Consider the following 23,202-nt stretch of genomic DNA (forward strand, 5'->3'; position numbering starts at 1 on the left):
CCTGATTCAGCAATTAAGAATTTCGAAAAGAAAGATTGATACAGCCGAGGATGTAAACCCGCTACTGCTCGGCGAGGCGGGACTGACCAGGTAGCTGTACGCTTAGGTGGCAAATTCCGTCCGTGCAGACGATTCTAAGCAGGCTGCATCGCACCGACCGCAACACGCACTTTGGGCGACTAGGCACCACCTGAAATGCCTGTCCGCCCTTCTTTTTGCATTTAAGATCTAATCCGGCCTCGGTCGGCGAATTGTGAAAACGAGCCAAGCTAAGCTGCATCTTTTCCCCGCCGCTAACACACTTTGCGTGAGTCGAACCCGCTGTCGGTTTGCCACACCGTCCGCGGGCAACGCCAGTAAGATTCGATCAGCGGTCGTTCTTGAATCGTCGCCCCCAGAACAAACAACTCGACGACGAAGAAAACACTAGAGAGTTTAGCAAGGCTTATCAGCATTTGCTAAACTCCGTCTACTTTGCTAGATCATGTTGATTAACGACTATTGAACAATGCCAGTATAGAAAAAGGGATTTCATTCGCATGGCCAGACGTCTCATGCGTTTCGGTACACTTTGCATTCTCAGACTCAATGACTCGTGGGGGCAACCGATTGACCGGCGATCCAAAAAGCATCGATGCGATTTTCCAAACCGCCACCGACGGTGGTTTACCGCACGCTTGGCAACGGAAACTGGCCGTTGATGCGGAGCCGAAAAATCGGCTGATCCGTATCCCAACAGGCATGGGCAAGACGCTGGGCGTGCTGGCAACTTGGCTGCACCACCGCGTCATTGCAGAAGACCCTGCTTGGCCGACGCGTCTGGTGTGGTGCTTGCCGATGCGCACGTTGGTGGAACAAACGCGAGGAGAAGCCGAACGGTTGATCCAGGGGCTGGGCTTGGCCGACCAGGTCGACGTCCATGTCATGATGGGTGGCGTCGAAGAACATCGCTGGTACGGCGCACCCGAGCGGCCGAAAATATTGGTTGGGACGCAAGACATGCTGCTCTCGCGGGCGCTCAACCGTGGCTACGCAATGTACCGTGCCGCTTGGCCGCGTGCGTTCGGATTGCTCGGTAGCGACTGCCTCTGGGTGATGGACGAAGTGCAATTGATGGGCGTTGGATTAACCACTAGCGCACAACTTCAAGCCTTTTTCGATGATGATGGTAACGACGAGTCGATCGATAAGCCGCGGGTGACGTGGTGGATGAGCGCGACCTTGCAACCCGATTGGTTGCGTACACCAGAAACGGAGTCGAAGCTTCCGGCATTAAAAGAGTCAATCCTGTCGGTCGATCCAAGTGAGCGGAAGGGGCCAACGTGGGCGGCGACCAAAACGATTCAGCGAATCGAAGCAGATACCGGAGAGTGGCCGCAAATGATCCTCAATCGGCATGGCGATCACGAACCGGACCCCAAATTCGGGCGGCAGACCTTGGTTGTTGTGAACACCGTGCGGCGAGCGATGGAGGTTTACGCCGACGTCATCAAACTGCTGAAGTCAGCCGAAAACCAGCCGGAAATAGAGCTGATCCATAGCCGGTTCCGCCCTTTTGAGCGTCGGTCTTGGTTGAGCGATTTCCTTTCCAAGTCATCGCTCAATCCGAAAACCGATCGCATCCTGATCGCAACTCAAGTCGTTGAAGCAGGGGTCGACACGACGGCCAGTTGCCTGATGACCGAACTGGCGCCATGGCCGTCATTGGTTCAACGTTTCGGACGGTCGGCTCGATATGGCGGCAGGGCAGAAGTTGTGGTGCTTGACCACGCCGATGAAAAACAAATGGCTCCCTACGAAGTAGCCGACTGCGTGGCCGCACGCAATGCGATTAACCAGCTTGATGATGTTGCGATCGGATCGCTGGAAGATTTTGAAGCCAGTTTGGACGTGGAGGACTTGCAACAGTTGTATCCGTTTCATCCGATTCACGTTTTGTTGCGGCATGAGTTCGAGGAATTATTCGACACCAGTGCGGACCTATCTGGTGCCGACATCGACATCAGCCGGTATGTCCGCGACGGCGATGACGCCCGCGATCTGAAGGTGTTTTGGCGAGATTGGGATGACCAACGCCCCACCAAATTCATCCAGCCACATCGTGACGAATTGTGTTCGGTGTCGATCATCGATGCGAAGAAATGGATCAAGAAGATCGACCGGGGGTTGGTGTGGGTGTGGGACTATCTCGTTGGACAATGGGACCACGCCGATGCGAATCGCTTGCATCCCGGCATGACCATTCTCGTCAATCCGGTCTGCGGCGGCTACGACGTTGACCGAGGATTTACCGGAGCGAAAGCGAAGAAGGGCGAACGCGTTCCACAGGCGCTGGATGATGTCCCCGACGATGATCCAGGACAGCTCGATGTGGTATTCGCCGATGCTCAAGAAGCCAGCGAGGCATTCAGCCAAACCGATGTTTGGAAAACAATCGGGTCTCACTGCCAGGAAGCGTCTGATGTCGCTCAGACCATCATGCAAGACCTCCAACTGCCAGATTCAATCAAAGGTGTCGTTGATTTAGCGATGCGGTTGCATGATTGGGGCAAGGCGCATCCGGCATTTGCCCGTGGTACGTACAAGTGTGATCCGGTCCGGGAGGATTTGGCGAAGGCGCCCGACGCAGCTTGGCGAACGTCAGACCTCTATCGCACCGAAACGCACGGGCCTCGCAGTGGATTCCGGCACGAGTTGGCTTCTTGTTTGGCAACGCTCGAATTGCTCCGCGGGGCTGACCCGAATCATCCGGCCATCATGGGACCGTTCGCCGGTTGGGTGGAAGCCTGCGGGTTGTCGGCGTCAACCAAGACCGAAGCTTGGGCCGATCATCCGCTGGCAACCGAGTTGAAATCGCTTTCTCAACATGAGTTCAATTTGTTGCTGTTTCTAATCGTCTCCCACCACGGCAAGGTCCGCGCCAGCATGCAGGCGTCACCAAAAGACCAAGACTTTCCGATCAACAGCGATTTCGTTGGAGAGGGCTATCCGATTCGCGGTGTTCGCGAAGGCGACACGATGCCCGCGACCGTTTTGCCGACGGCTGGTGGTGAAGCGGAAACGCCGGAACTGACGCTTTCGTTGGCTCCTGCCGCGATGGGATTGTCGCCGCAATATGGGGCCAGCTGGAGCGAGCGAGTGTCGGACCTGATGCGGCGTTTCGGCCCGTTTACCTTAAGCTACCTGGAAGCCATCGTTCGCGCCGCCGACGCTCGAGCTTCGGATGAATCCACGTCACCGGGTCGCGACGCCGACCCCAAGCTTGCTGGCGTGGCACTGACGGCGGTTGCGGATAGACAGGGCGAGCAAGTTCAACAGACCAGCGAATCAGGGGAAGCGGCTCATGTCTAGCGAATCCATCCACGTTCACAAGTTAGCCGGGTGCTCGCCGTCGCCGCTGGCCCACTACCTGAAGGCGCTCGGCATTTTACGACTCGTGTCTGAGCAAGTTGATCCGGCCGCCCGAGGTTGGTGGCGTAGTGACGTGTTTCATTTGGGAACGCAGCTCGACCGTGACGAGCTGGAACATTTCTTCTTGAACGATTACAAGCCGACACCGATGACCGCACCGTGGAACGGCGGCAGCGGTTTCTATCCTACTGATAACAAGTCGGGGATCGAACCGATCGAGCAGAGCGTGTCGGAACGCTTTGCCCCGTTTCGAGAAGCAATTGCCGTGGCGCGTTCAGTGGTCGGCGGATTGGACGCCAAGCCAGATAAAGGCGATGCAAAAAACAACGTTATCGCACGCTGCCGTCTCGCACTGCGAGACGAGTCGCAGGCGTGGATCGATGCGGCGTTAGTATTGGACGACGAAGGTGAGCCATCATTTCCAGCGTTATTGGGGACCGGCGGTAATGACGGGCGATTGGATTTCACGACCAATCAGATGCAACGATTGGTTTCGTTGTTCGATGTGGAAGCCCCTGACTCCGGTCCGCATCCCGAGTCCGTTCCACAGCTTGAAACAGCGCTGTGGAGCGAATCAACGGCGACACTTGAGGGCGGTGCCATCGGACAGTTTTATCCAGGTGCCGCAGGTGGCCCAAACGGCACCAGCGGGTTCGATGGCGGCGTGAAGGTTAATCCGTGGGACTACGTGTTAATGCTTGAGGGTGCGCTCGTCTTTCGATCCGGTCTGGCGCGACGCTGTGCCGCAGACGCCTTGCCCCAAGCCTCCGCCCCGTTCGCGGTTCGTTCAAGCGGATCGGGCTACTGCTCCGCTGCGTCGGTCGACGCCGGAGCTCGCGGGGAACAGTGGATGCCGTTGTGGCCCCAGCCTTCGACACTCTACGAGGTCAACGCGTTATTCCGTGAAGGCCGCAGTCGAATTGCTCGCAAGCCCACCGAACGGGCAACCGACATGGCCCGCTCGATCGCCCGCATGGGTGTAGCTCGCGGTGTCGACCGTTTCGTACGATTCGGCTACATCGAGCGCAACGGGCTGGCAAACCTTGCCGTACCGCTGGGACGCTTCGAAGTCCGTGAGCGAAAACACCAAGAATTGTTGGACGAAGTCGCACCATGGCTGGATCGATTGCGAAGATTAGCCGGTGCTAAAAATGCCCCCGCGGCGTTCGATCGTGTCCATCGGGCTTGTGAAGAATCGCTGATAAAATGTACTCAGCGCGACGAACCGCAAAGCTTCTTGCGGTTGCTGGAGACAATCGGCGCGGCAGAAGACCAGATGCTGCATAGCCCGAAGTTCGCCGCCGAGAACTACGCGACCCCCGCGCCGGTGCTGTCGCCACGGTGGGGACAGTTGATTCTTGACTGCGAAGACAGCCCGGCATTGCGTTTGGCGATCGCACTGGTCGCTCAGTACGGACCGCTTCAGTCCAACCAACCCGGCCCGCTGCCGACGATTCGCGATCACTGGGTCCCTTTAGCCGGACGCCAGTTTGATAAAGGAGAAAGAGGCCTGAATCTCGGGCCAAACCAATGTGGCATGGGCTTGGATTTGGAGCGTGCCATGCTCGCGGTTGTTCAGCGTCGCTTGTTGGCCCTTGGCCGCGGTGCGGCAACGAAAGGTGCAGATCATGCTCGATACTTTCCGCTTCGTCTGTCCCATCACCGACTCGGTGCTCGACTTTCTGATATCGAAGCGTTTTTGCAGCGACGCGTTGACGATGGTCGGTTGCTATCAATGGCCCGTGGAATGATGTCAGTCCGCTGGCCCAGGCTTTCGATTGAAGAAAATAACAAGGATCCGTCGCAAGATCCGCTGGGCGGTTTGGCGACATTTGGTGTGTTGCGGCTGGCTCTGCCGACTGGCCCGGTTGCGTTATCGGCGACCAATCAACACGCCGTGCGAGTCAACCCGATCGTATTTCACCGATTGAGTACTGGTGATCTGAGTCGAGCGATTGATCTAGCAATGCGACAACTTTCCGCTGCCGGTCTGCGACCACGCGTACGCATCGCGATCGGTTCAAGCGATTACGCCAGACGGCTGGCCTCCGCGATGGCGTTCGGATTGAGCGACCAAACATTTGCCCGTTTAGCTCGCAGCTTGACACAGCCTGAGCTATCGCAATCGCGACGACGTGAAATGGAGGCAGATGCGATGACTTAATCCGAAAGCCCCATCCCTGCGAAGCACCTTTGTGGCCATCGTAGGCCAAGCTTCGACGGGGCAGTCGGCAATTTGCGAGTACGTAGCCAACCAACAATTATCTCACTTTCGCTATATTCAAACGGAGACCTACGCGACCATGGATCTAACAGCCCTAGCCGACTCCCGTCGACTGCTGATCGAAGCCAACCTGCAGCCGGTGCAGGGGAAAAGATTCCAACCAACCGGCTTTCCCGATCTCGGTCCGGCGACTTATCAAGCGGGCGACACAGCGTGCCTGCTACTGGAAAGCGCACAAAGCATGGCCAACCGATTGGAAAATACGATCTGGGACGAGGGCCAGGATACGCTGATTGAGACCGCCAAGGGGCTGAGCTACGTCGTGGTGAACGATGAAGACGGTAATTACCTTACCAGTTCGATCACCGAATCACACCGAATCAACAGTCCATACATCCTGGAAGGCAAAGACAAGACTTTTCTGAACACACTTCGAGAAGCCTTTTCCGTGATGGAGAAGGGGCCAATCGATCGTCGTGCGTTTGCGGAAACGCTACTCAAATACGACATCAATAGTTTGCTGCATGGCGTGTTTTTGGCGAAGAAGGAACTTGCCGGCGGCAGACTACGTATGCCACGCGTCATCTCTGCGTTCATCGAAGCCGAACAGGTCCAAGTCGCTGCATCAGGCGGTGTGAAAAACGACCACGTCGATCCTCAGGGCGACACTGCAAAGGGTTTTGGCAACGTCCCGTTTCACCGCGAAGAGTTCACCGCGGAAACCATTACCGCCTACTTCAGCGTCGACTTACAACAGATCGCCGCCTACGGCTTGGGCGATGACGTAGAGCACCTCTTGACCGTGCTGTCGTTGTTCAAGATTCGATCGCTGCTTGATGGAGACTTGCGGCTCCGAACCGCTTGCGATCTCGCCGTTGCCGATGAGCATGTGACCGCAAAACGCCCCTTGGGTTTCAACTTGCCATCGCTGGATGAACTGACTTCCGAATTGAAGTCGGCGATCCAACATTGCTCCGATAAGATGACGGTTACAACCGTGAACTACCAAGCGTGAGAGATTCATGTGTGTCATCGAAATCAAATTTATCGCTCGACGTTATCACGCGACGCCGTGGGACGCCCATGTCAACGAAGGCCGTATCGAATGGCCGCCGAGCCCATGGCGTCTTCTGCGTGCTTTGATCGCGGTCGGCTATAACAAACTTGGCTGGACGGACAAGCCCTCGCCTGCCGCAATCGATTGTCTGAATAAATTGGCTGGTTCCGTTCCGGAATTCTCAGTTCCTCACGGGACCGCCTCACACACAAGGCACTACATGCCGGTGCGATCCGGTCGCAGTGAAAAGAAAGCCAAGGTCTTCGATAGCTTCATTCGATTCGCGTCACCGGACGATTCGATACTAGTCAAATTCGACGTTGAGCTGACCGAAGAGGAGAGCTCTGAACTGCGGCAACTCGTTGAGGGTTTGGCGTATTTGGGGCGTGCCGAGAGCTGGGTCGAAGCCAAGCTCATCTTGTCCTCAGACAGCATTGACGACGACTCAACCTGCTGGGTCCGCGTGGCGGACGACTCGGATACGCGACGCGTGCGTTTGCTGGCTCCTCTTGCTTCAGACGATTACAAGACTTGGCGAGAGCGGGAGGTCACCAAAGCTCATGCAATTGCCGAAAAACAACTGGAGGATGTGGCGGCGCAACGCGGGAGAAAGGTCAGCCCGGCGGCGCGCAAAAAAGCACTCAGCAAGTCAGAATCGGTTTTCCCGGTATCGATCGTCGAATCATTACAACGCGACAACGCCGTTTGGCAATCCGAAAGCTGGCCACGACCGCCAGGCAGTCGCTGGGTGGACTACGCGATTGGCGACCGCCTACTCGAAACGTTACCCGTGGTCACCGTTGCACCAAGTCCTAAATACAATCGACCGACGACGATTTTGTTATCCATCGACGGCGAAGGCAAGCGTGGCACGCTGCGTCCGCGGACAAAGCGGGTCTTGCCGCTTATGGAATTGCTGCACAGCGAAGCGGTCCGCTACGCGGGAAAACTCGGGCTCGGTCATTTGTCTGAATTGACAGGTACTCATGCGGACGGTACACCGCTAGGTGGATCGCACCAACACGCCCACTGGCTGCCGATGTCACTGTTGCAACCCGGCGCGATCGATCATGTGCTGGTGTACGCTCCCGGAGGGTTTTCACAGTCGGCTTTGCGAGCCATCTCGTCCATTCGTTGGGCATACGCAAAGGGCATCTCCGCATTGTCAGTCAACATGGTCGGCCGCGGATCGATGGATGACGTGCGAAAGCAGCTATCGCGAAACGATTCGCTGTCTGCACACGCACTATCGATCGTGGACGAATCAACGAGTTGGCATACGGCGACGCCGTTAGTTTTACGCAAGTACCTTCATCGTCGCGGCAAAAAGACCGTCGAAGGTCAAGTCCGAGAGGAACTGTCAGAAAGAGGTTTTCCAAATCCAGTATCAATCGAAGTTTGGCCGCAGCAACGTTTGGTTGAACATAAACTGAAAGGTTTTGTCCTTCGTCGCGGACCAAGGAAACGCCAACCTCCTGCAGAACGATCTTGGGGCATCACAATCACGTTTGAACGACCGGTATCCGGACCGATCAGCGTGGGCTACGCCAGCCATTACGGCTTGGGAATGTTGAAGTCAACCTTGCAACCTTAGGTTCGCAGCATACACGTCGCGTTTACGTCCGGCATCAATCGTTGTTCATTTGTTGAACTCATAGGCAAAATCGACCACGAAAACTTCCAGGCGTTCTCCCTCCACTCTGGCTCCCCTCTCCCCGATTCGGGGAGAGGGGCTGGGGGTGAGGGGCTGGCGGTATCAATTCACGCAAACACACAACGCTATTTCCATGACAATCCAACGTTCACCCCAACGGCAACCCGAACGGATCCAGTTCGCCCGCGATCAGCGGCGGCAAGCCAACGAATTCGCGCAAGATGTCTGGCAAATGCTCCGTGGTCGGCGGTTGCTAGGTGAAAAATTCCGGCGTGAACACCCGATCGGTCCGTACACTGTCGATTTCGTTTGTTTGGACTTGCAGCTCGTCGTGGAGGTCGATGGCAAGGACCATTTCACCCAACAGGGACATGCCCGCGATGCAAACCGTGATGCGTACTTGCGATCGGAAGGCTTCCAAGTCCTGCGAATCGAAGGGTTTCGGGTGACGCAGGATCCGGTCGATGTTCGCAAGGAAATTGAAGCGGCGGTGAAACAGCGGCAGGGCGATCAACCTGATCGGTAGCCCCTCACCCCCGACCCCTCTCCCCGAAGCGGGGAGAGGGGAGCCAGAGAAGTTTTGCTGTTGTCTGCTTGATCTTTCTCAATTCGGTTGTCTTTTCGCGTTGTCCCTGACACCGGCTGCCGGTGCTGTCGGCCGCCGGTGCGGGACGGGCACAGCATTGGTTGTGCGTCGCTATCGATCGAGCAGTTGGCACAAAGTTTTGATGTCCACGAATCAAAGATGTGGGAGCGGTTGGTATTCGTGTCATTCGCGCGATTCGTAGCCTACCGACACGATAATTTTCGCAAAACTGGAACTGGTCAATAGAGCGACTATCCTAAAACCTGTCGGCCAGGGAGTCTTGGCCCTTCGCGACGGCCCGTTAAGTTCCTCCGCCGTGCGACGTATCTACCTGATCACCTACGACGTCTGTGAGCCCAAGCGGCTTCGCCAAACCTTCAAATGCTTGAAGAACTGGGGCGACCATCTTCAATACAGCGTCTTTGAGTGCCATCTGACGCCGACGGATTTGATCCGCTGTAAGGCCGAACTCGCCGAGATCATTCATCACGGTGAAGACCAAGTTTTGGTCGTCGATCTGGGCAGCGCCGAAAATCGATCCGATGATCTGGTCCAAGCCATCGGCAAGCCCTACAGCGACGTGGCCGCCCCTTGCATTGTTGTGTAAGTCACTGGCAACTAGCCGCGCAAAACGAGTAGCTCAAACATCATGATCCAGCCTCTTGACGCCAGCGACACTGAGCAACCTGCGGTCGACTACCTGCCGGCCCGAATGGTCAACGAATACGTCTACTGCCCTCGGCTCTTTTATCTGATGCACGTCGAAGGCCAGTTCGCCGACAGCTACGAAACCGTGCAAGGCCGCATCGTGCATCGACGTGTCGACGGCGGTAACGGACGGCTTGATGCACCGGAGATCGTTCCCGAAGCCGACCTGGAACCGGCGGAAATCGATATGCCACCAGAACCGCCAAAACGTCGCCGAAAGTCCAAGCACGTGCAAGCGGCGACATTGTTTGATGATGCTGACGTCGATGACGATAACCAGGGGGACGAAATCAAAGAGGACAGCGACGACGAATCCCGATCAACCGTCCACGCTCGCAGCGTCACACTCAGCAGTGATTCACTCGGCGTGATCGCGAAACTCGATTTGGCCGAAGCGAACGGGCAACAAGTCACCCCGATCGACTACAAACGCGGCCGACCTCGACGTGAAGCAGACGGTACCGCGGGAGCTTGGCCGCCGGAACGTGTGCAAATCGCCTTGCAAGCGATGGTGCTTCGCGACAACGGCTACCAGTGCGACGGCGGCATGCTGTATTTCAATGAAACACGACAGCGCGTCGACGTCCCGCTGGATGACGTCTTGATTCGACAGGCCGAACAGGCCATCAAAGGAGCGCGGGCCGTTTACGATTCTGCAACGATCCCGCCGCCGCTGGTCGACAGTCCGAAATGCCCAAAATGTTCGCTGGCGAAAATCTGCTTACCGGACGAAACGGCTCGGTTGGTCGAAAACCGTCGGCTCAGCGAACTAGAGCCCGATCGCGAAGTCCGTGCAATCGTCACCGCCCGCGACGAGCGGCGGCCGATCTATTTGAGCACCCAAGGATTGTGGGTCGGCAAGAAAGGCGACATTTTGCAGGCCAAAGCCGATGGAAAGTTGCTGCAAGAGATCCGTTTGAACGAAGTCAACCAAGTCAACTTGTTGGGCAACGTCCAACTTTCCACGCAAGCGATGCAGACGATGCTGCGGATGGAAATCCCGGTCGCTTACTTTACGCAAAAAGGATACTTCTACGGCGTCGCCGGCGGTCTGGGCGTCAAAAACATTCTGGTCCGCCGCGAACAATTTCGACGCGCCGACGATACCGAATTCTGCTTACGACTGGCGAGGGAGTTGGTGCGTGGCAAGATTCGCAACCACCGCACACTGCTGATGCGGAATCATCGCCAACCTTCGTCGCTCACGCTGCGCGAATTGAAACGATCCGCCGATCAGGCGTTGCGACCGGATTCGCTGGCGTCACTGCTGGGGATCGAAGGCAACGCGGCGCGATTGTACTTCGGCGACTTCGCCGGGATGTTGAAGGTCGACTGTGATGTGGAAACGTCCCCCGGGGCGGCACTTTCGGAGAAACGCCCGGCCTTCGACTTTCGCGGCCGCAATCGCCGTCCGCCTCGCGACCCGGTAAACGCGTTATTGTCGTTCGCATACGCACTCTTGACCAAAGACTGCTTGGTGGCGGCGACCAAAGTGGGGTTGGATCCCTATTTGGGATTTTACCACCAAATCAAGCCCGGCAAGCCGGCCCTGGCGCTCGACTTGATGGAACCTTTCCGTCCGCTGATTGCGGAGTCGGCGGTGCTGTCGGCGATCAACAATCGGATGGTCACGCCGGAGCATTTCCTTGTGGCGGGGCAGTCGGTGGTGCTGACCGATACCGGACGAAAGCATTTCTTGATGGCCTACGAGAAGCGAATGGATACCACGGTGACTCACCCATTATTCGGATATCGGGTAAGCTACCGTCGGCTGCTGGAGATTCAAACTCGGTTGCTCGCCCGCCTGCTCAGCGGCGAGATCGACGACTATCCAGTCTTCGTGACTCGATAGATTGATCCCCCAGGCTCGGAATCGTGGTACGTCACGTGTGCGAGCGGTTCGGCGGTGACGAATCCCCCGCAACCGCTCGCAGTCCGGCAAATCACGGTTCCAAATGGCCCCCACGATGTCATTTTCCCACGATCGGATCCCGTCATGGCACCGACCGCTCGAAAAACGACCTTAAAATCCGCTAAAATCCCGAGCCTCCGGCCGGGGCCCTTTCCGCGTTTATTTGAACGCGGCCTCATTGAAGCGCGGCCGATGCCAGGCACGCATTTTCCGGTGTTGCTCTTTCCGCGTTTATTTGAACGCGGCCTCATTGAAGCTCCAACGCTTCATTTCGCGCAATTTCTTCGGCCAATTGCTTTCCGCGTTTATTTGAACGCGGCCTCATTGAAGCCCGTCGACATGAGCAATGACGCGGATTTTACCACTGGGGCTTTCCGCGTTTATTTGAACGCGGCCTCATTGAAGCGATGATGCGATGAGGTATGCGGAGGAAGGGCCTGATGGCTTTCCGCGTTTATTTGAACGCGGCCTCATTGAAGCTGGTGGGGCCGGTCTACGCGCCGGGAAGCACCGTTACCCTTTCCGCGTTTATTTGAACGCGGCCTCATTGAAGCCCTCACCAATTGGAGTATCCAATGGCAACTGCAACGAAGCTTTCCGCGTTTATTTGAACGCGGCCTCATTGAAGCGGTGAGCATTTCTGCCGCAAGCCTGGCGGCGAGGTCCTTTCCGCGTTTATTTGAACGCGGCCTCATTGAAGCACAACCAACGCTGCCGACGGCGGCCGAGAGTCATTCTCTTTCCGCGTTTATTTGAACGCGGCCTCATTGAAGCACAAGATGCTTCGCGGGGATTCGCACCCAACAGTCCTTTCCGCGTTTATTTGAACGCGGCCTCATTGAAGCACTGCCGTCTTCGCCAAACATCACGCAGTTCGGATCTTTCCGCGTTTATTTGAACGCGGCCTCATTGAAGCCAGAGTAAACGTTGTGTCATTTTTCAACTATTTACACTTTCCGCGTTTATTTGAACGCGGCCTCATTGAAGCGATTGCTTCATTGATCCGAGCACAAACCCTGCCGGACTTTCCGCGTTTATTTGAACGCGGCCTCATTGAAGCGTTGTCCCTTGCCCAGGTCGCCGGGGAGTAGTGATTCCGCTTTCCGCGTTTATTTGAACGCGGCCTCATTGAAGCGCCGATCAGTTTATTCGCACGTTGAAGGGTCGAGCTTACCTTTCCGCGTTTATTTGAACGCGGCCTCATTGAAGCTTGCCCTGCCACGTCTCCCGATCGTCGTCGTAACCTTTCCGCGTTTATTTGAACGCGGCCTCATTGAAGCATCGACGCGGTAGTCGGATGATGAACTGCGCCCCTTTCTTTCCGCGTTTATTTGAACGCGGCCTCATTGAAGCGTGTTTGTCGGATCCGGCATGATGTACCGCAAATCTGCTTTCCGCGTTTATTTGAACGCGGCCTCATTGAAGCCCGGCGTGCTCCAGGTCGTGCACATGCCGCTCAACCGCCCTTTCCGCGTTTATTTGAACGCGGCCTCATTGAAGCCCAGCCTGATGTCGCCCTCATCTTCCAGCACCGACACGATCTTTCCGCGTTTATTTGAACGCGGCCTCATTGAAGCGCCCACCGCTTGTCTTCTTGCGTGGTTTCAGATTCTCCCTTTCCGCGTTTATTTGAACGCGGCCTCATTGAAGCCTTCTTGATCTTCGCCAGCATTTCGCCCACGCCCTTCTTTCCGCGTTTATTTGAACGCGGCCTCATTGAAGCTGAGGCGAACGCCTCGGCAGATCACGGTGAAGGCTGGGCACCGGCCCGCGCTGACCTTTCTCATGATCATGCTGCCCCGGATCTTTCTGCCATCTCGTCTCGATTCGGCTGCACGTTTCGTTGTCGCTGGGGGCAGGGGCAACAATGGAGTGTCAAAAGATTGAGGGGGCAGAAGCGACTCCTCTAACCCGGCCCTCTCTGGCGTTTGCTTGCTGCGCATACGCCGGCTCTCTCTGAGGGAGAGAATTTAAATGAGCCGCCAAATCTTGCCGTCATACAATTGACGTCCCGAGCGGCGAGGGGGGATTCGCCTGAAGGCTAGCTGGACAGCGCCACTTTGACGTAGCGACGCTCGATGCGGGCGTGGAAGACCCCGGAGATCCACCTTCTGGCGAAGGTAGCTACGTTCGACCGGCAGTTCACGGTGTTTCGTGAGCAAAGTGGCGCTGTCCAGCTAGACACCAACGCGCGCGTTTATTTGGCTCGCGGGTGCGCGCGTTCGTAGACCATTCGCAAACTGGCGGCGCTGACGTGGGTGTAAATCTGCGTGGTCGCCAGGCTTTTGTGTCCGAGTAGTTCTTGGACGCTGCGGATGTCTGCCCCCCGGTCCAACAGGTGCGTCGCGAATGAGTGACGTAGCGTGTGCGGACTGGTGCGGGAATCGAGTCCGGCCACGGCCAGGTGCTTTTCCAGCATCCGGCCGACGCTGCGGGTGGTCAGGATGTTGCCGAACCGATTGACGAACACCGGTGCCTTGCGGCCGAGGGCTTGCGTTTTATCACTGCGCCGGCGGCGCTTGGCATAGGCGTCGATGGCCTTGATGGCGAACGAACCGAGTGGGCAAATCCGTTCCTTCCGCCCCTTTCCCCGGACGCGGATGATTTGGTCGTGCGTGTCGACGTCCCCGTCTTGCAATCCGACCAGTTCGCTGACACGCAGGCCCGCCGAATACATCGTTTCCAAAATCGCGCGATCGCGCAACCCGTCGACCTTGTCACCGGGTGGAGCGAGCAGCAAACGCCCCACTTCGTCGTCGGTCAACACGTGCGGCAGCTTGCGTTGGCGGCGAGGGTTCCGCAGCGGTTTGGCCGGGTTGCTGGACGCCAGCCCCTCGCGCATCGCGAACTTGTAAAAGCTCCGCAGCGCCGCCAGTTTTCTCGCGATGCTCGATCGTGCGTAGTCGGCTTGCTGCAGCGCCGCTTGAAACGAGCGCAGCTCCGACGGCGAAAGCGCATCGGGATCGGGTACCCGACCGAGCGTGGCTTCGAGCCATTCGACAAAGCTGAACAGATCCTCGCGATAGGATTTGATCGTCAACTCCGACGCGTTGCGTTCGGTCACCAGGTAACGCAAGAACTGTGCGATCGCGGAATGCATGCAGTCTCCTAGCTGAAGTCTTCCACCGACAGATTGTCCAGTTCGTTGTCGATCAGCATGTCGTCTTCGACCGGCACGGCGTCGCGAATCTTGCGGCTCAACATCGCGGCGTCGTACCAGGAAAAATCCAATTCCGGATTGGCGGCAAAGCGGGCGAGTTGGCGTAGGGTCTGGTCACGATTGGCATCATCGAACATGAAGATGAATTTTTCGTCGCCTTTGACCAATGCCAGAACGTTGATCTCTTTGTCCATCTGCGTGGGATGCCTGCGATTGAGCGGAAGTCACGGTTGCAAAATGGGGCGGCGGGGGGAGATCGATTCCGTTCGATCTGGATGGCACCGGCCCCAGGGGGAGCTATCGGCACGCAGCGATGCGGGACTGAGCGGCGTTGGCGGGGTTCGCCTGGCAAGCGACCATTGACCGCGTTGTCGTCGCTACCAATGCCAGTGATTCCCGAAACATCCAAGGCGATACAATCGTTCAAGTCGCCGGGTTGCCGACACGTTTGCGCCCTGCAAGTGGCTGAGACGGCCGATTACGACGTAACCCTCGCGATAGGAGGCCGTGCGTTTTTTGGGGATTCACCCACCTTGGCAGTCGCCTGATGAAAATTATGTGGCATCTGAAACTGGTGAACCGGTAATCATTGCAAATTGCAAAATGAACAGTGCAAATTGCAAAATGATTTGAGCGACGATTCCTGGCAAATCTAAATTTTCAATGAACAATTTGAAATTTGAAATTTGCAATCGAGGGGTCCAGCGGAATCGCTGAACGTCCCCGAACCTACCCCAGCGGTCCAAGTTCCGTTGGTTTTCATCAGGCCACCCTGACAAGGAGGGTCGGTTCCTGGTGCTCGAGTGCATCCGAACCACAGGCCCCCCCCGCGCCAAACGCTCACTCCTCCGCGACCCTCCCCGGAAGGCAGGGTGAGGACGTAGACGCCTGATAGATCAGAGGTCAAGAACCGCACGACCTCGGCGGGCGGGGGGACTTCCTGAGCTCGACGACTTCGTGACAGAACGCGGTGCGTGTGGGAGCGGGCCTGGCGAGGGGGATGTGGTGGCTGCACCGGTGCGGAGATAGCACCTAGTGAGGGTACACGTACAGCGGCACAACGACCGTGTTCCGGTACGGGTAGCGGCTGCTCATCATCGGAATCGAGTTCCAGTTGGGCCGCAGCGGTTCGTAGCCTGCCCACAGGTTTCGCTCCATCCGCTCCATCCGTTGTTGGGAACGATATTGCGCTCGGGCTTGGCGGATTTCGGCGGCCGTCCGCGGACCGGCCGACAGGTCGGACGAGCTGGGGACGGCGTCGACCAGGCGAGGTGCGGCGATGACATCGGCATCGTCGACGTCGGGTTTTGCGACGACGGAATCAGGCTTTGCGATTTCAGGCAACGGAAATTGGGCGGGTGCGTTGTCGGCCAGCAGGACCAAAGCGAATGCCGCGCATGCGGTGCCGAGCAGCCCGTTTTTTAGATTGGATTTCATGGGATTCCCCAGGGTGAAATTGGAAGGGCGGGTGGGAATCGGATCGGCAGATCGGCGCTGAGGGGTGAACGGCGGCAAAAACCTGACGCCAAATACCTTGCGAAACGGTCGGTTCATGCCGGTTATCGGGTCACCGATGGTTAATTTGCTGCCATTGGCTCGATCGGACCGAAAACTCACCCGACCGGGGATGGTCATTCCGGGCCAGTCTGCAAAGAATGTCCCATCGGAACCGAATCATCCTGCTTTAGCCCTGTGGTCTGGCCGTTACGGCGATCACGACCGGGTCCTGCCCCCCCTCTCTCACTCGATTTTCGGAGAACTCCAATGAGCAACGCTTCACGAACCTTACTTGGCACGGCCGCAGCGGCACTGATGGTGTTCTCACTCGGCTGCCAGCCGCCCAAGCCGCCGGCACCGGAGACCGCCGAGCCGGTCGCCGCGGAGACCAGCACCAGCAATACCACCAGCAACATGACGGGCAACACGACCGCGGCAAGCGAAACGCCGGTTGGTGAGACCCCGTAGGGATCCATCCCGATCCATTTGGGGCCTTGGCAAGGCGTTTGCAGCGTCGCCGTGTTCTCTGAACTCGGCGTGCGTGAAAAAACGAGGCGATGCCCCGCGCCGACCTCGGAGAGGACGGCGACTGTCTAGCCCCCTCAAAAGCGAATCTGTGCTGGAAGACTCGTGATGCGCTGCCAATTGGTCCAATCGCCAGGCTTGACTGGTGATTCGTTCGGCGCGGTGTTGTGATAAACTGTGACGGTCGCGGCTCTCTGCGACGCCCGCCGTCGATCGTCACCCGTCACACGTCCCATCGCCCGCGCTTTATGAAACGTCCCCCGTGGTTTTCCGCGATTCCGCTTGTCGCCGTTTTCGGCTGTGTCTTGTTTGCCGCCCCGTTTTCTTCGACTTGCCGGGCGGCGGTGGTGCGAATCGAATTGACCTCGGGTGACACCGTCCGCGGCCACTTCGCCGGTGTGGCGGGGACCGCGGTGCGTTTACAGGTCGATGGCGAATCCGCGCGCCGCACGGTCCCCGTGGACCAGATCGTGTCCCTGCAAGTGGCCGACGCACGTGAATCGTCGGGCGGTCCGGCCACCAGCGTCACCTTGGTCGACGGAACGTCGATCGTCGCCCGCGACGTGGCGATGGATGATGCGATGGTCACGCTTCAACCGCCGCGCCAGGCGGAACTTCGTCTGCCGATCAATCAGCTGCAATCGATCCGGTTTCGGCCCGGCGCGCCGGCCACCGACCCGCAGTGGCTGGGGTTGGTCGACAAGCCGTCGCGCAGCGATCGGATGGTGATCCGTCGCGGCAACGACCAACTCGATCCGATCGAAGGTGTCGTGGTCGGTCTGGACGCGGAAAAGTTGCTGTTCGAATTGGACGGTGACCCGATCGAAGCCCCCCGCGATCGACTCGAAGGCGTGTTCTTTCGGACCACCCCCGTCCCCGAGTCGTCTGCGGCGGTCAAGATCACCGGGATCGACGGATCGACCTTTCTGGCGGCGCGACTGGAACCCAGTGAGGCGACCGATGCGGTGGAGATCCTGTTGCCGGGGCAAGTCCGCCACGCAATCCCGCTGGAACGGATCAAACGAATCACCTGGGCCAGCGGACAAATCTTGTTGGCCCAAACGCCAGCGGCATCGACCCGAATGTCCCCCTATCTGGCGACAAAGTTGCCTGCGGAATTGACGACCGATTGGTTCGGACCGGCGTCCCTGGGGGAGGATCTGGTGATGGTCGCCGGCGGCGCGGCGGAGTATCGCGTCGAACCGGGATTCCAAACGCTGGCCGGAAGCGTCGGCAGGGATAAACTTGTCACTGCCGGCGGCAACGTGATCGTTCGTGTGGTCGTCGATGACAACGTGCAATGGGAACAGACGTTGACCGAATCAGAGAGCAAAGGGTTTCGCATCCCGATCGCCGGCGCCCGGCGCGTGCGATTGGAAGTCACGGCCGGCACGGACGGTGACGTCGGCGACCAGATCCGATTCCTAAAACCCAGGTTGATGAAGTGAACCATCGAGTGAACCGCCCACTGCCGGGCTCGACCGCGATGCTTGCCGTGGTGTGTTTCGCCCTGTTTTGCTCGGGACACCCATCACACGGCCAAGACGAAGGGCCACTCGCCGCGGCAGGCCAAGCCCCGATCGACAATGCCCCGATCGAATTGGACCCGCTGTTGCGATCGGCCGAACAGGCGCGGGTCGCCGCGGTCGATCGCGCCCGACCGAGCGCCGTCAGCGTGTTTGTCCCCGGCGGCGGTGGCGGAGGAAGCGGCGTCCTGATTTCACCGGACGGCTATGCGTTGACCAATTTTCACGTCACCAGTCCGGCCGGCACGTTCATGCGATGCGGGTTGAGTGACGGCCGGGTCTATGACGCCGTCTTGGTGGGGCTGGATCCGGTCGGCGACTTGGCCATGATCCGGTTGCTCGGCCGCGATGATTTTCCCTACGCCACGATGGCCAACAGCCTGCAAGCCCGCGCCGGTGACTGGTGCATGGTGATCGGCAACCCGTTCCTGTTGGCCACCAACCTGCAACCCACCGTCACCTGGGGAATCCTCAGCGGCGTCGGACGTTACCAATATCCCTCCGGCACGCTGTTGGAATACGCCGACTGCCTGCAAACCGACGCGTCGATCAATCCCGGCAATTCGGGCGGCCCGATCTACAACGACCAAGGTGCATTGCTGGGGATCGTCGGCCGTTGTTCGTTTGAAAAACGCGGCCGCGTCAATGTCGGCGTAGGGTACGCGATTTCGATCAACCAGGCCAAGAACTTTCTGGGTTATCTCCGCAGCGGCCGGATCGTCGATCACGCCACGCTGGGAGCGACCGTGACCACCGATCCCGATGGCGGCGTCGTGGTCAGCAACATTCTGGAATCCAGTGACGCCTACCGACGCGGTTTGCGTTACAACGCCCAAATCCTGGAAATCGATGGCCGTGTGGTGACGACCGCCAACGATGTTCAAAACGTCTTGGGCACCTTCCCCAGCGGCTGGAGGGTCAACATCGCGTTCCGGCACCAGGGCATCACCACCCGCGTCCCGGTGCGGTTGATGAGCGTTCATCGTCAAGACGAGTTGCTGGCCAAGATGGCGTCGGCCCTGCCGCCACCCCCACCGGTCCCCGACCAACCCGAGGACGAAGGTGAAGGCGAGAAAAACGACGGCGATCAAGACGCGGAACAAGGCGGCGAGGAAGAACCCAAACGCCCCGATTTGAAACGTCAACGCCGACCAACCGGACACGGCGGCGCCAAACCGTCGATCCCCGAAGCGGTCGCCGATCTGATCGTCCAGCGACGCGGGTTTGCAAACTATCACTTCAATCAAGTCGAACAAGCGCGATTCATCGGCTCGCTGCGAAGCCAGTTCCCCGCGAACCAATTCGCCGAAACGGAGGAATCCAAAACGACGGCCTGGACGATCACCGGCAAAACGGGTGATGCCCAGGTGAAGCTTTCGGTGGCCGACGATCAGTACGCGATTCTGGTCGGCGAAACCGCGATGCGGGCGACCAGGCGGTCGGAGTTGTTTGACGCCGTGGACACCGACTCGATCGCCGGGATCCTGCCCGCACTGGACGCCTGGCGCACCATGTTAAAACTCGGCCCCGAGAAGTTCGGCGAAGCCTATTACCAAGGCACGATGCCTCTCGGTGGCCAGCGGCCGCTCCGCGATTGCATGGTCGGGCTGTACGGAGAAATGGAAGTGCGTTGGTTGTCGCACCCTGAAACTGGTCTGGTCGAATGCATCGAAGTGGTCGCCGATCGCGACTCGGACCCGGCCGAATTGTGGGTCCTGCGCGAGGGAGACGACATCAGCGGGTTAGAACTGCGGTACGGGACGGACGTGGCGCTGAATGTTTCCATCAGCGACTGGACACAAACCGAGAGTGCACCGCAATGAGGTATCGACCGTTTCACCCCTTCGCGTTGGCTGTGTTGCTGTCGCTCGTCTGCCTGTCGATTCTGCCGGTCGCATCGGCCCAACCGCCGGTCGCCCCCGACGCGCGTGACGTCCAACAACGTGTCGTGAAAATCTACGGCGCCGGCGGCATCAAGGGACTGGAAGCCTATCAAAGCGGCTTTCTGGTTTCGCCCGAAGGTCACGTTGCGACCGCCTGGAGTTATGTACTCGATGTCGAACCGATCGTGGTGCTCGATGACGGTCGCCGATTCGAATCCAAGATCGTCGGGATCGAACCCTCGTTGGAATTGGCGGTGTTGAAGATCGACGCGTCCGATTTGCCGTACTTTAAAGTCGACAAAGAGTTCAACGCGCAGTGGGGGGACCCGATCTTGGCGGTCAGCAACCTGTTCGGCATCGCCGCGGGCAACGAACCGGCCAGCGTGATGCAGGGGATCATCGCCGGTGTGACCAATTTGGACGCACGCCGCGGCACGTTCCAAACACCGTATCGCGGCAAGGTCTTGATCCTGGATTTGATCGCCAACAATCCGGGAGCGGCCGGCGGAGCGGTCGTGGACGCCGACGGGCGTCTGATCGGCATGCTGGGCAAAGAGCTGCGTGACAGCGGCACCGGAGTCTGGTTGAACTATGCCTTGCCGATCGATGCCCTGCGCACGGCCCTGGGCGACATCATCGCCGGTCGCGCGACGACGGTGCCCAAGGAAAACAACCCCGTGCTGCGTCGCGACCAGTCGCACAATTTGACCACCTTGGGAGTGGTCTTGGTGCCCAACGTCTTGGAATCGACGCCGGCCTACATCGACGCCGTCCTGCCCGACTCCCCGGCGGCGGAGGCGAAATTGCGGCCCGACGACTTGATCTTGCTGCTCGATGGTCAGCGTGTCGGTGACCAACAAACCCTGATCGATTTACTGCGCCGGATCGACCGACGCGATGCCGTTTCGGTCACCCTTCAGCGCGGCAACGAAGTGCTGCCCGTTCGTTTGCAACCCTAGGAGCCCCGTCGCGTGCTGAATTTGAACTCCCTCGGCTACCTGATCCTGGCGGCGGCCTGCGTGCTACCGAGTGTTCGCGCCACCGCGCAGAACGAGACCGCGCAGAACGAGACTGCGCAGAACGAGACCGCGCAGAACGAGACCGCGCAGAACGAGACCGCGCAGAACGAGACTGCGGAGTACCGTCAAGCGTTGGCCCGTGCGGTGCGCAGCGCGGCCGAGCGGGTGTTGCCCTCGGTGGTGTCGATCGAGGTGATCGGCGTGTCCGAAGTCGCCGCGGGCGGCAACCGGCAAAGCGAAGTCGCCCAGGACGCGCCGTCCTGTGGCGTGGTCGTCGATGCCGACGGATTGATCGTCGCATCGGACATCATCGTGCGACGACCGTCGGCCAGCATCCTGGTCGTGTTGCCCGACCAGACGCGGTTGGCGGCCACGATCGTCGCGCGCGACCATCACCGCGGCCTGGTGATGCTCCGCGTCGAATCGAAGACAGCGCTTACTCCGCTGGCGTTTCCCGATGCGGTCGACACGCCGGTCGGATCGACCGTTGTGGCCGTGGGCCGCTACGGCGGGGATCGATCGCCGATGGTCAGCAGCGGCATCTTGAGCGGCACCGGGCGGCTGGAAGGCACGATGTTGCAAAGTGATGCTCGCGTTTCGCCGTCGTTTTACGGAGGCCCCCTGGTCGATCTGTACGGCAACGCGATCGGTGTGCTGGTCCCCGCGGTCGCCGAAGGCGGCGCGCCCGATGACACCAGCTGGTACGACTCGGGGATCGCGTTTGCCGTCCCGACACCCGTGCTGGCCAACAAGCTGGACCGTTTGCGAAAGGGGCAAGACATCCGCAAAGGGCTGATCGGTATCGTCCCCAAGGCCAAAGACCCGTATGCCGAGGACACCGAGTTGGCGGCGGTCCGCAGCCGATCGCCGGCTGAAAAGTCCGGTATCGAGCCGGGAGATTCCGTGGTGGCGATCAACGGAAAACCGGTGCGGATGTTTCAACAGATCAAACAAGCCCTCGGTCCCTTTGACGCCGGCGAATCGATCGAAATCACGTTGCAGCGGGACGGTCAAGAACGCACGGTCAGCGTCACGCTGGCCGAGACGATTCCGCCGTTGAATCCCCAACGGCTGGGCGTCTGGGTGACCGAAAACGCCGTCGAAGCGGGGGATGCGGCAGACGACCAGGCCGAACTTCAGACCGCCGTGGTCGTCCGCGCGGTCGTCCCCCAAACCGCCGCCGACGGCAAGTTGGAACCCGGCGATGTGATCAAGAAAGTTGATCAGACCGAAATCAACGATGTGGCGACGATCGGTCGATTGATGATCACCGCGGTCGCGGACGAGGAACTGACGCTGGCCGTTGAGCGTGACGGAGAGCCGTTGGAAGTCAAACTGACCCCCACGCCGATCGCCGGTCCGACGCTCAAGAAAACAATCGACCAGTGGTCCGGCGACGCACCGGAAAACCCCTGGGACGTCCAGCCACTGCGGTTGCCCGACGTTCCCAACTTGGCCGCCTATGTCGCGCCCAAACCGGATCAGGTGGCCGACGAGCAGATGGCCGAGCAGGGGCTAGCCATGCTGGTGCTGTTGCTGGCGCCCGAGCAGCGTGATCCCAGCGAAGCGTTACAGGCGTGGCGTGATGTGGCCGGACGAGCCGGAGTGGTGGTCTGTGCGATTTGCAGCGAAGACGAACAGCGTTGGCAACAGAAGGAGATCGATGTCATTTCCCGGATGACGACCTTGATGGCCCAGCGGGTCCCGATCAGCGCCAGTGCCGTCGCGGCCAACGGCGCCCTGAAAGACACGGCTGCGTCGGCGGCCGATTCCATGGTGATCGCGATCGCGTTGTCGGACCGCAAGAATTTTTCCGGCATCGCCGTCGCCGCCGACGCGAAACCGCCCGCGGTGCGGCTGCGCGAAAACGAACCCGATCGCGCCCTGGAAATCATGCTTCCGATCGACTCGCTCGATGACGGACCGACCTGGTTGGCGCCGCTTGCGACCGCCGGTTACCCGATCTCCTTGGGCGGTGACACCGGGCCGGACGACCTGCTGCGTTGGGTCCGGTTGCTGCAAACGATTTGAATTCAACTT

At 58.9% G+C, this 23,202-nt stretch carries 16 protein-coding genes and 1 CRISPR repeat array; of the genes, 12 read left to right on the forward strand and 4 right to left on the reverse strand.

Annotation, left to right across the window (positions count from 1 at the left end; all coding sequences use genetic code 11):
* Nucleotides 1–293: 293 nt before the first annotated feature.
* Nucleotides 294–455 carry a hypothetical protein gene (locus H1B37_RS13695; protein WP_182867230.1) on the reverse strand — a complete coding sequence of 54 codons (162 nt, stop codon included), beginning with the start codon at nucleotides 453–455 and terminating at the stop codon, nucleotides 294–296.
* Nucleotides 456–588: 133 nt separating this feature from the next.
* On the opposite strand from H1B37_RS13695, the gene cas3g reads away from it, so the two are divergent.
* The 7 genes from cas3g (at nucleotide 589) to cas4g/cas1g (ending at nucleotide 11,492) form a co-directional block, all read left to right on the forward strand.
* A complete protein-coding gene (gene cas3g / locus H1B37_RS13700; protein ID WP_182867231.1) occupies nucleotides 589–3,351 on the forward strand; it encodes a type I-G CRISPR-associated helicase/endonuclease Cas3g in 2,763 nt (920 codons plus the stop codon).
* The gene (cas8g1, locus tag H1B37_RS13705; RefSeq protein WP_182867232.1) at nucleotides 3,344–5,575 is read left to right on the forward strand and encodes a type I-G CRISPR-associated protein Cas8g1/Csx17; all 2,232 of its coding nucleotides are present in this window, start codon (nucleotides 3,344–3,346) and stop codon (nucleotides 5,573–5,575) included. Before cas3g ends, cas8g1 begins: the two co-directional genes overlap by 8 nt.
* A 31-nt stretch (nucleotides 5,576–5,606) precedes the next feature.
* Nucleotides 5,607–6,650 (forward strand): type I-G CRISPR-associated RAMP protein Csb1/Cas7g, encoded by a 1,044-nt coding sequence (gene cas7g, locus H1B37_RS13710; protein WP_220498197.1) that lies wholly within the window; start codon nucleotides 5,607–5,609, stop codon nucleotides 6,648–6,650.
* A 7-nt stretch (nucleotides 6,651–6,657) separates the two neighbouring features.
* The gene (gene csb2, locus H1B37_RS13715) at nucleotides 6,658–8,286 is read left to right on the forward strand and encodes a type I-G CRISPR-associated protein Csb2 (protein WP_182867233.1); all 1,629 of its coding nucleotides are present in this window, start codon (nucleotides 6,658–6,660) and stop codon (nucleotides 8,284–8,286) included.
* 193 nt (nucleotides 8,287–8,479) lie between these two features.
* The gene (locus H1B37_RS13720; RefSeq protein ID WP_182867234.1) at nucleotides 8,480–8,872 is read left to right on the forward strand and encodes an endonuclease domain-containing protein; all 393 of its coding nucleotides are present in this window, start codon (nucleotides 8,480–8,482) and stop codon (nucleotides 8,870–8,872) included.
* Between the two features lie 376 nt (nucleotides 8,873–9,248).
* Entirely contained in the window at nucleotides 9,249–9,539 is a 291-nt protein-coding gene (cas2, locus tag H1B37_RS13725) for a CRISPR-associated endonuclease Cas2 (RefSeq protein WP_182867235.1), read from the forward strand.
* Nucleotides 9,540–9,581: 42 nt separating this feature from the next.
* Complete coding sequence (gene cas4g/cas1g, locus H1B37_RS13730) at nucleotides 9,582–11,492, forward strand: CRISPR-associated endonuclease Cas4g/Cas1g (RefSeq protein ID WP_182867236.1); 1,911 nt, start codon at nucleotides 9,582–9,584, stop codon at nucleotides 11,490–11,492.
* A gap of 209 nt (nucleotides 11,493–11,701) precedes the next feature.
* Nucleotides 11,702–13,275: a CRISPR direct-repeat array (repeat unit 36 nt; unit sequence CTTTCCGCGTTTATTTGAACGCGGCCTCATTGAAGC).
* 474 nt (nucleotides 13,276–13,749) lie between these two features.
* On the opposite strand, the gene xerC is transcribed toward cas4g/cas1g, so the two are convergent.
* From xerC to H1B37_RS13745, 3 genes are all read right to left on the reverse strand, one after another.
* The gene (gene xerC, locus H1B37_RS13735) at nucleotides 13,750–14,652 is read right to left on the reverse strand and encodes a tyrosine recombinase XerC (RefSeq protein ID WP_182867237.1); all 903 of its coding nucleotides are present in this window, start codon (nucleotides 14,650–14,652) and stop codon (nucleotides 13,750–13,752) included.
* A gap of 8 nt (nucleotides 14,653–14,660) precedes the next feature.
* Nucleotides 14,661–14,906: a hypothetical protein gene (locus tag H1B37_RS13740; RefSeq protein WP_182867238.1), complete on the reverse strand. Its 246-nt coding sequence runs from the start codon at nucleotides 14,904–14,906 to the stop codon at nucleotides 14,661–14,663.
* An 838-nt stretch (nucleotides 14,907–15,744) separates the two neighbouring features.
* A complete protein-coding gene (locus H1B37_RS13745) occupies nucleotides 15,745–16,149 on the reverse strand; it encodes a hypothetical protein (RefSeq protein WP_182867239.1) in 405 nt (134 codons plus the stop codon).
* Between the two features lie 327 nt (nucleotides 16,150–16,476).
* On the opposite strand from H1B37_RS13745, the gene H1B37_RS13750 reads away from it, so the two are divergent.
* The 5 genes from H1B37_RS13750 to H1B37_RS13770 all read left to right on the forward strand — a co-directional run bounded on the left by H1B37_RS13750 (nucleotide 16,477) and on the right by H1B37_RS13770 (nucleotide 23,193).
* On the forward strand, nucleotides 16,477–16,677 hold the full coding sequence (locus H1B37_RS13750) for a hypothetical protein (RefSeq protein WP_182867240.1): 201 nt from the start codon (nucleotides 16,477–16,479) through the stop codon (nucleotides 16,675–16,677).
* 305 nt (nucleotides 16,678–16,982) lie between these two features.
* Nucleotides 16,983–18,182, forward strand: a complete 1,200-nt coding sequence (locus H1B37_RS13755) for an NPCBM/NEW2 domain-containing protein (protein WP_182867241.1) — start codon at nucleotides 16,983–16,985, stop codon at nucleotides 18,180–18,182.
* Nucleotides 18,183–18,190: 8 nt separating this feature from the next.
* Nucleotides 18,191–20,083, forward strand: a complete 1,893-nt coding sequence (locus tag H1B37_RS13760; RefSeq protein WP_353620837.1) for a S1C family serine protease — start codon at nucleotides 18,191–18,193, stop codon at nucleotides 20,081–20,083.
* A complete protein-coding gene (locus H1B37_RS13765; protein WP_182867242.1) occupies nucleotides 20,080–21,102 on the forward strand; it encodes a S1C family serine protease in 1,023 nt (340 codons plus the stop codon). The genes H1B37_RS13760 and H1B37_RS13765 overlap by 4 nt, the downstream gene beginning before the upstream one ends.
* 12 nt (nucleotides 21,103–21,114) lie before the next feature.
* Nucleotides 21,115–23,193 carry a PDZ domain-containing protein gene (locus H1B37_RS13770; protein ID WP_182867243.1) on the forward strand — a complete coding sequence of 693 codons (2,079 nt, stop codon included), beginning with the start codon at nucleotides 21,115–21,117 and terminating at the stop codon, nucleotides 23,191–23,193.
* The last annotated feature ends 9 nt before the right edge of the window (nucleotides 23,194–23,202 follow it).

It is taken from the genome of Stieleria mannarensis (assembly GCF_014154935.1).
GTDB classification, from domain to species: Bacteria; Planctomycetota; Planctomycetia; order Pirellulales; family Pirellulaceae; genus Stieleria; species Stieleria mannarensis.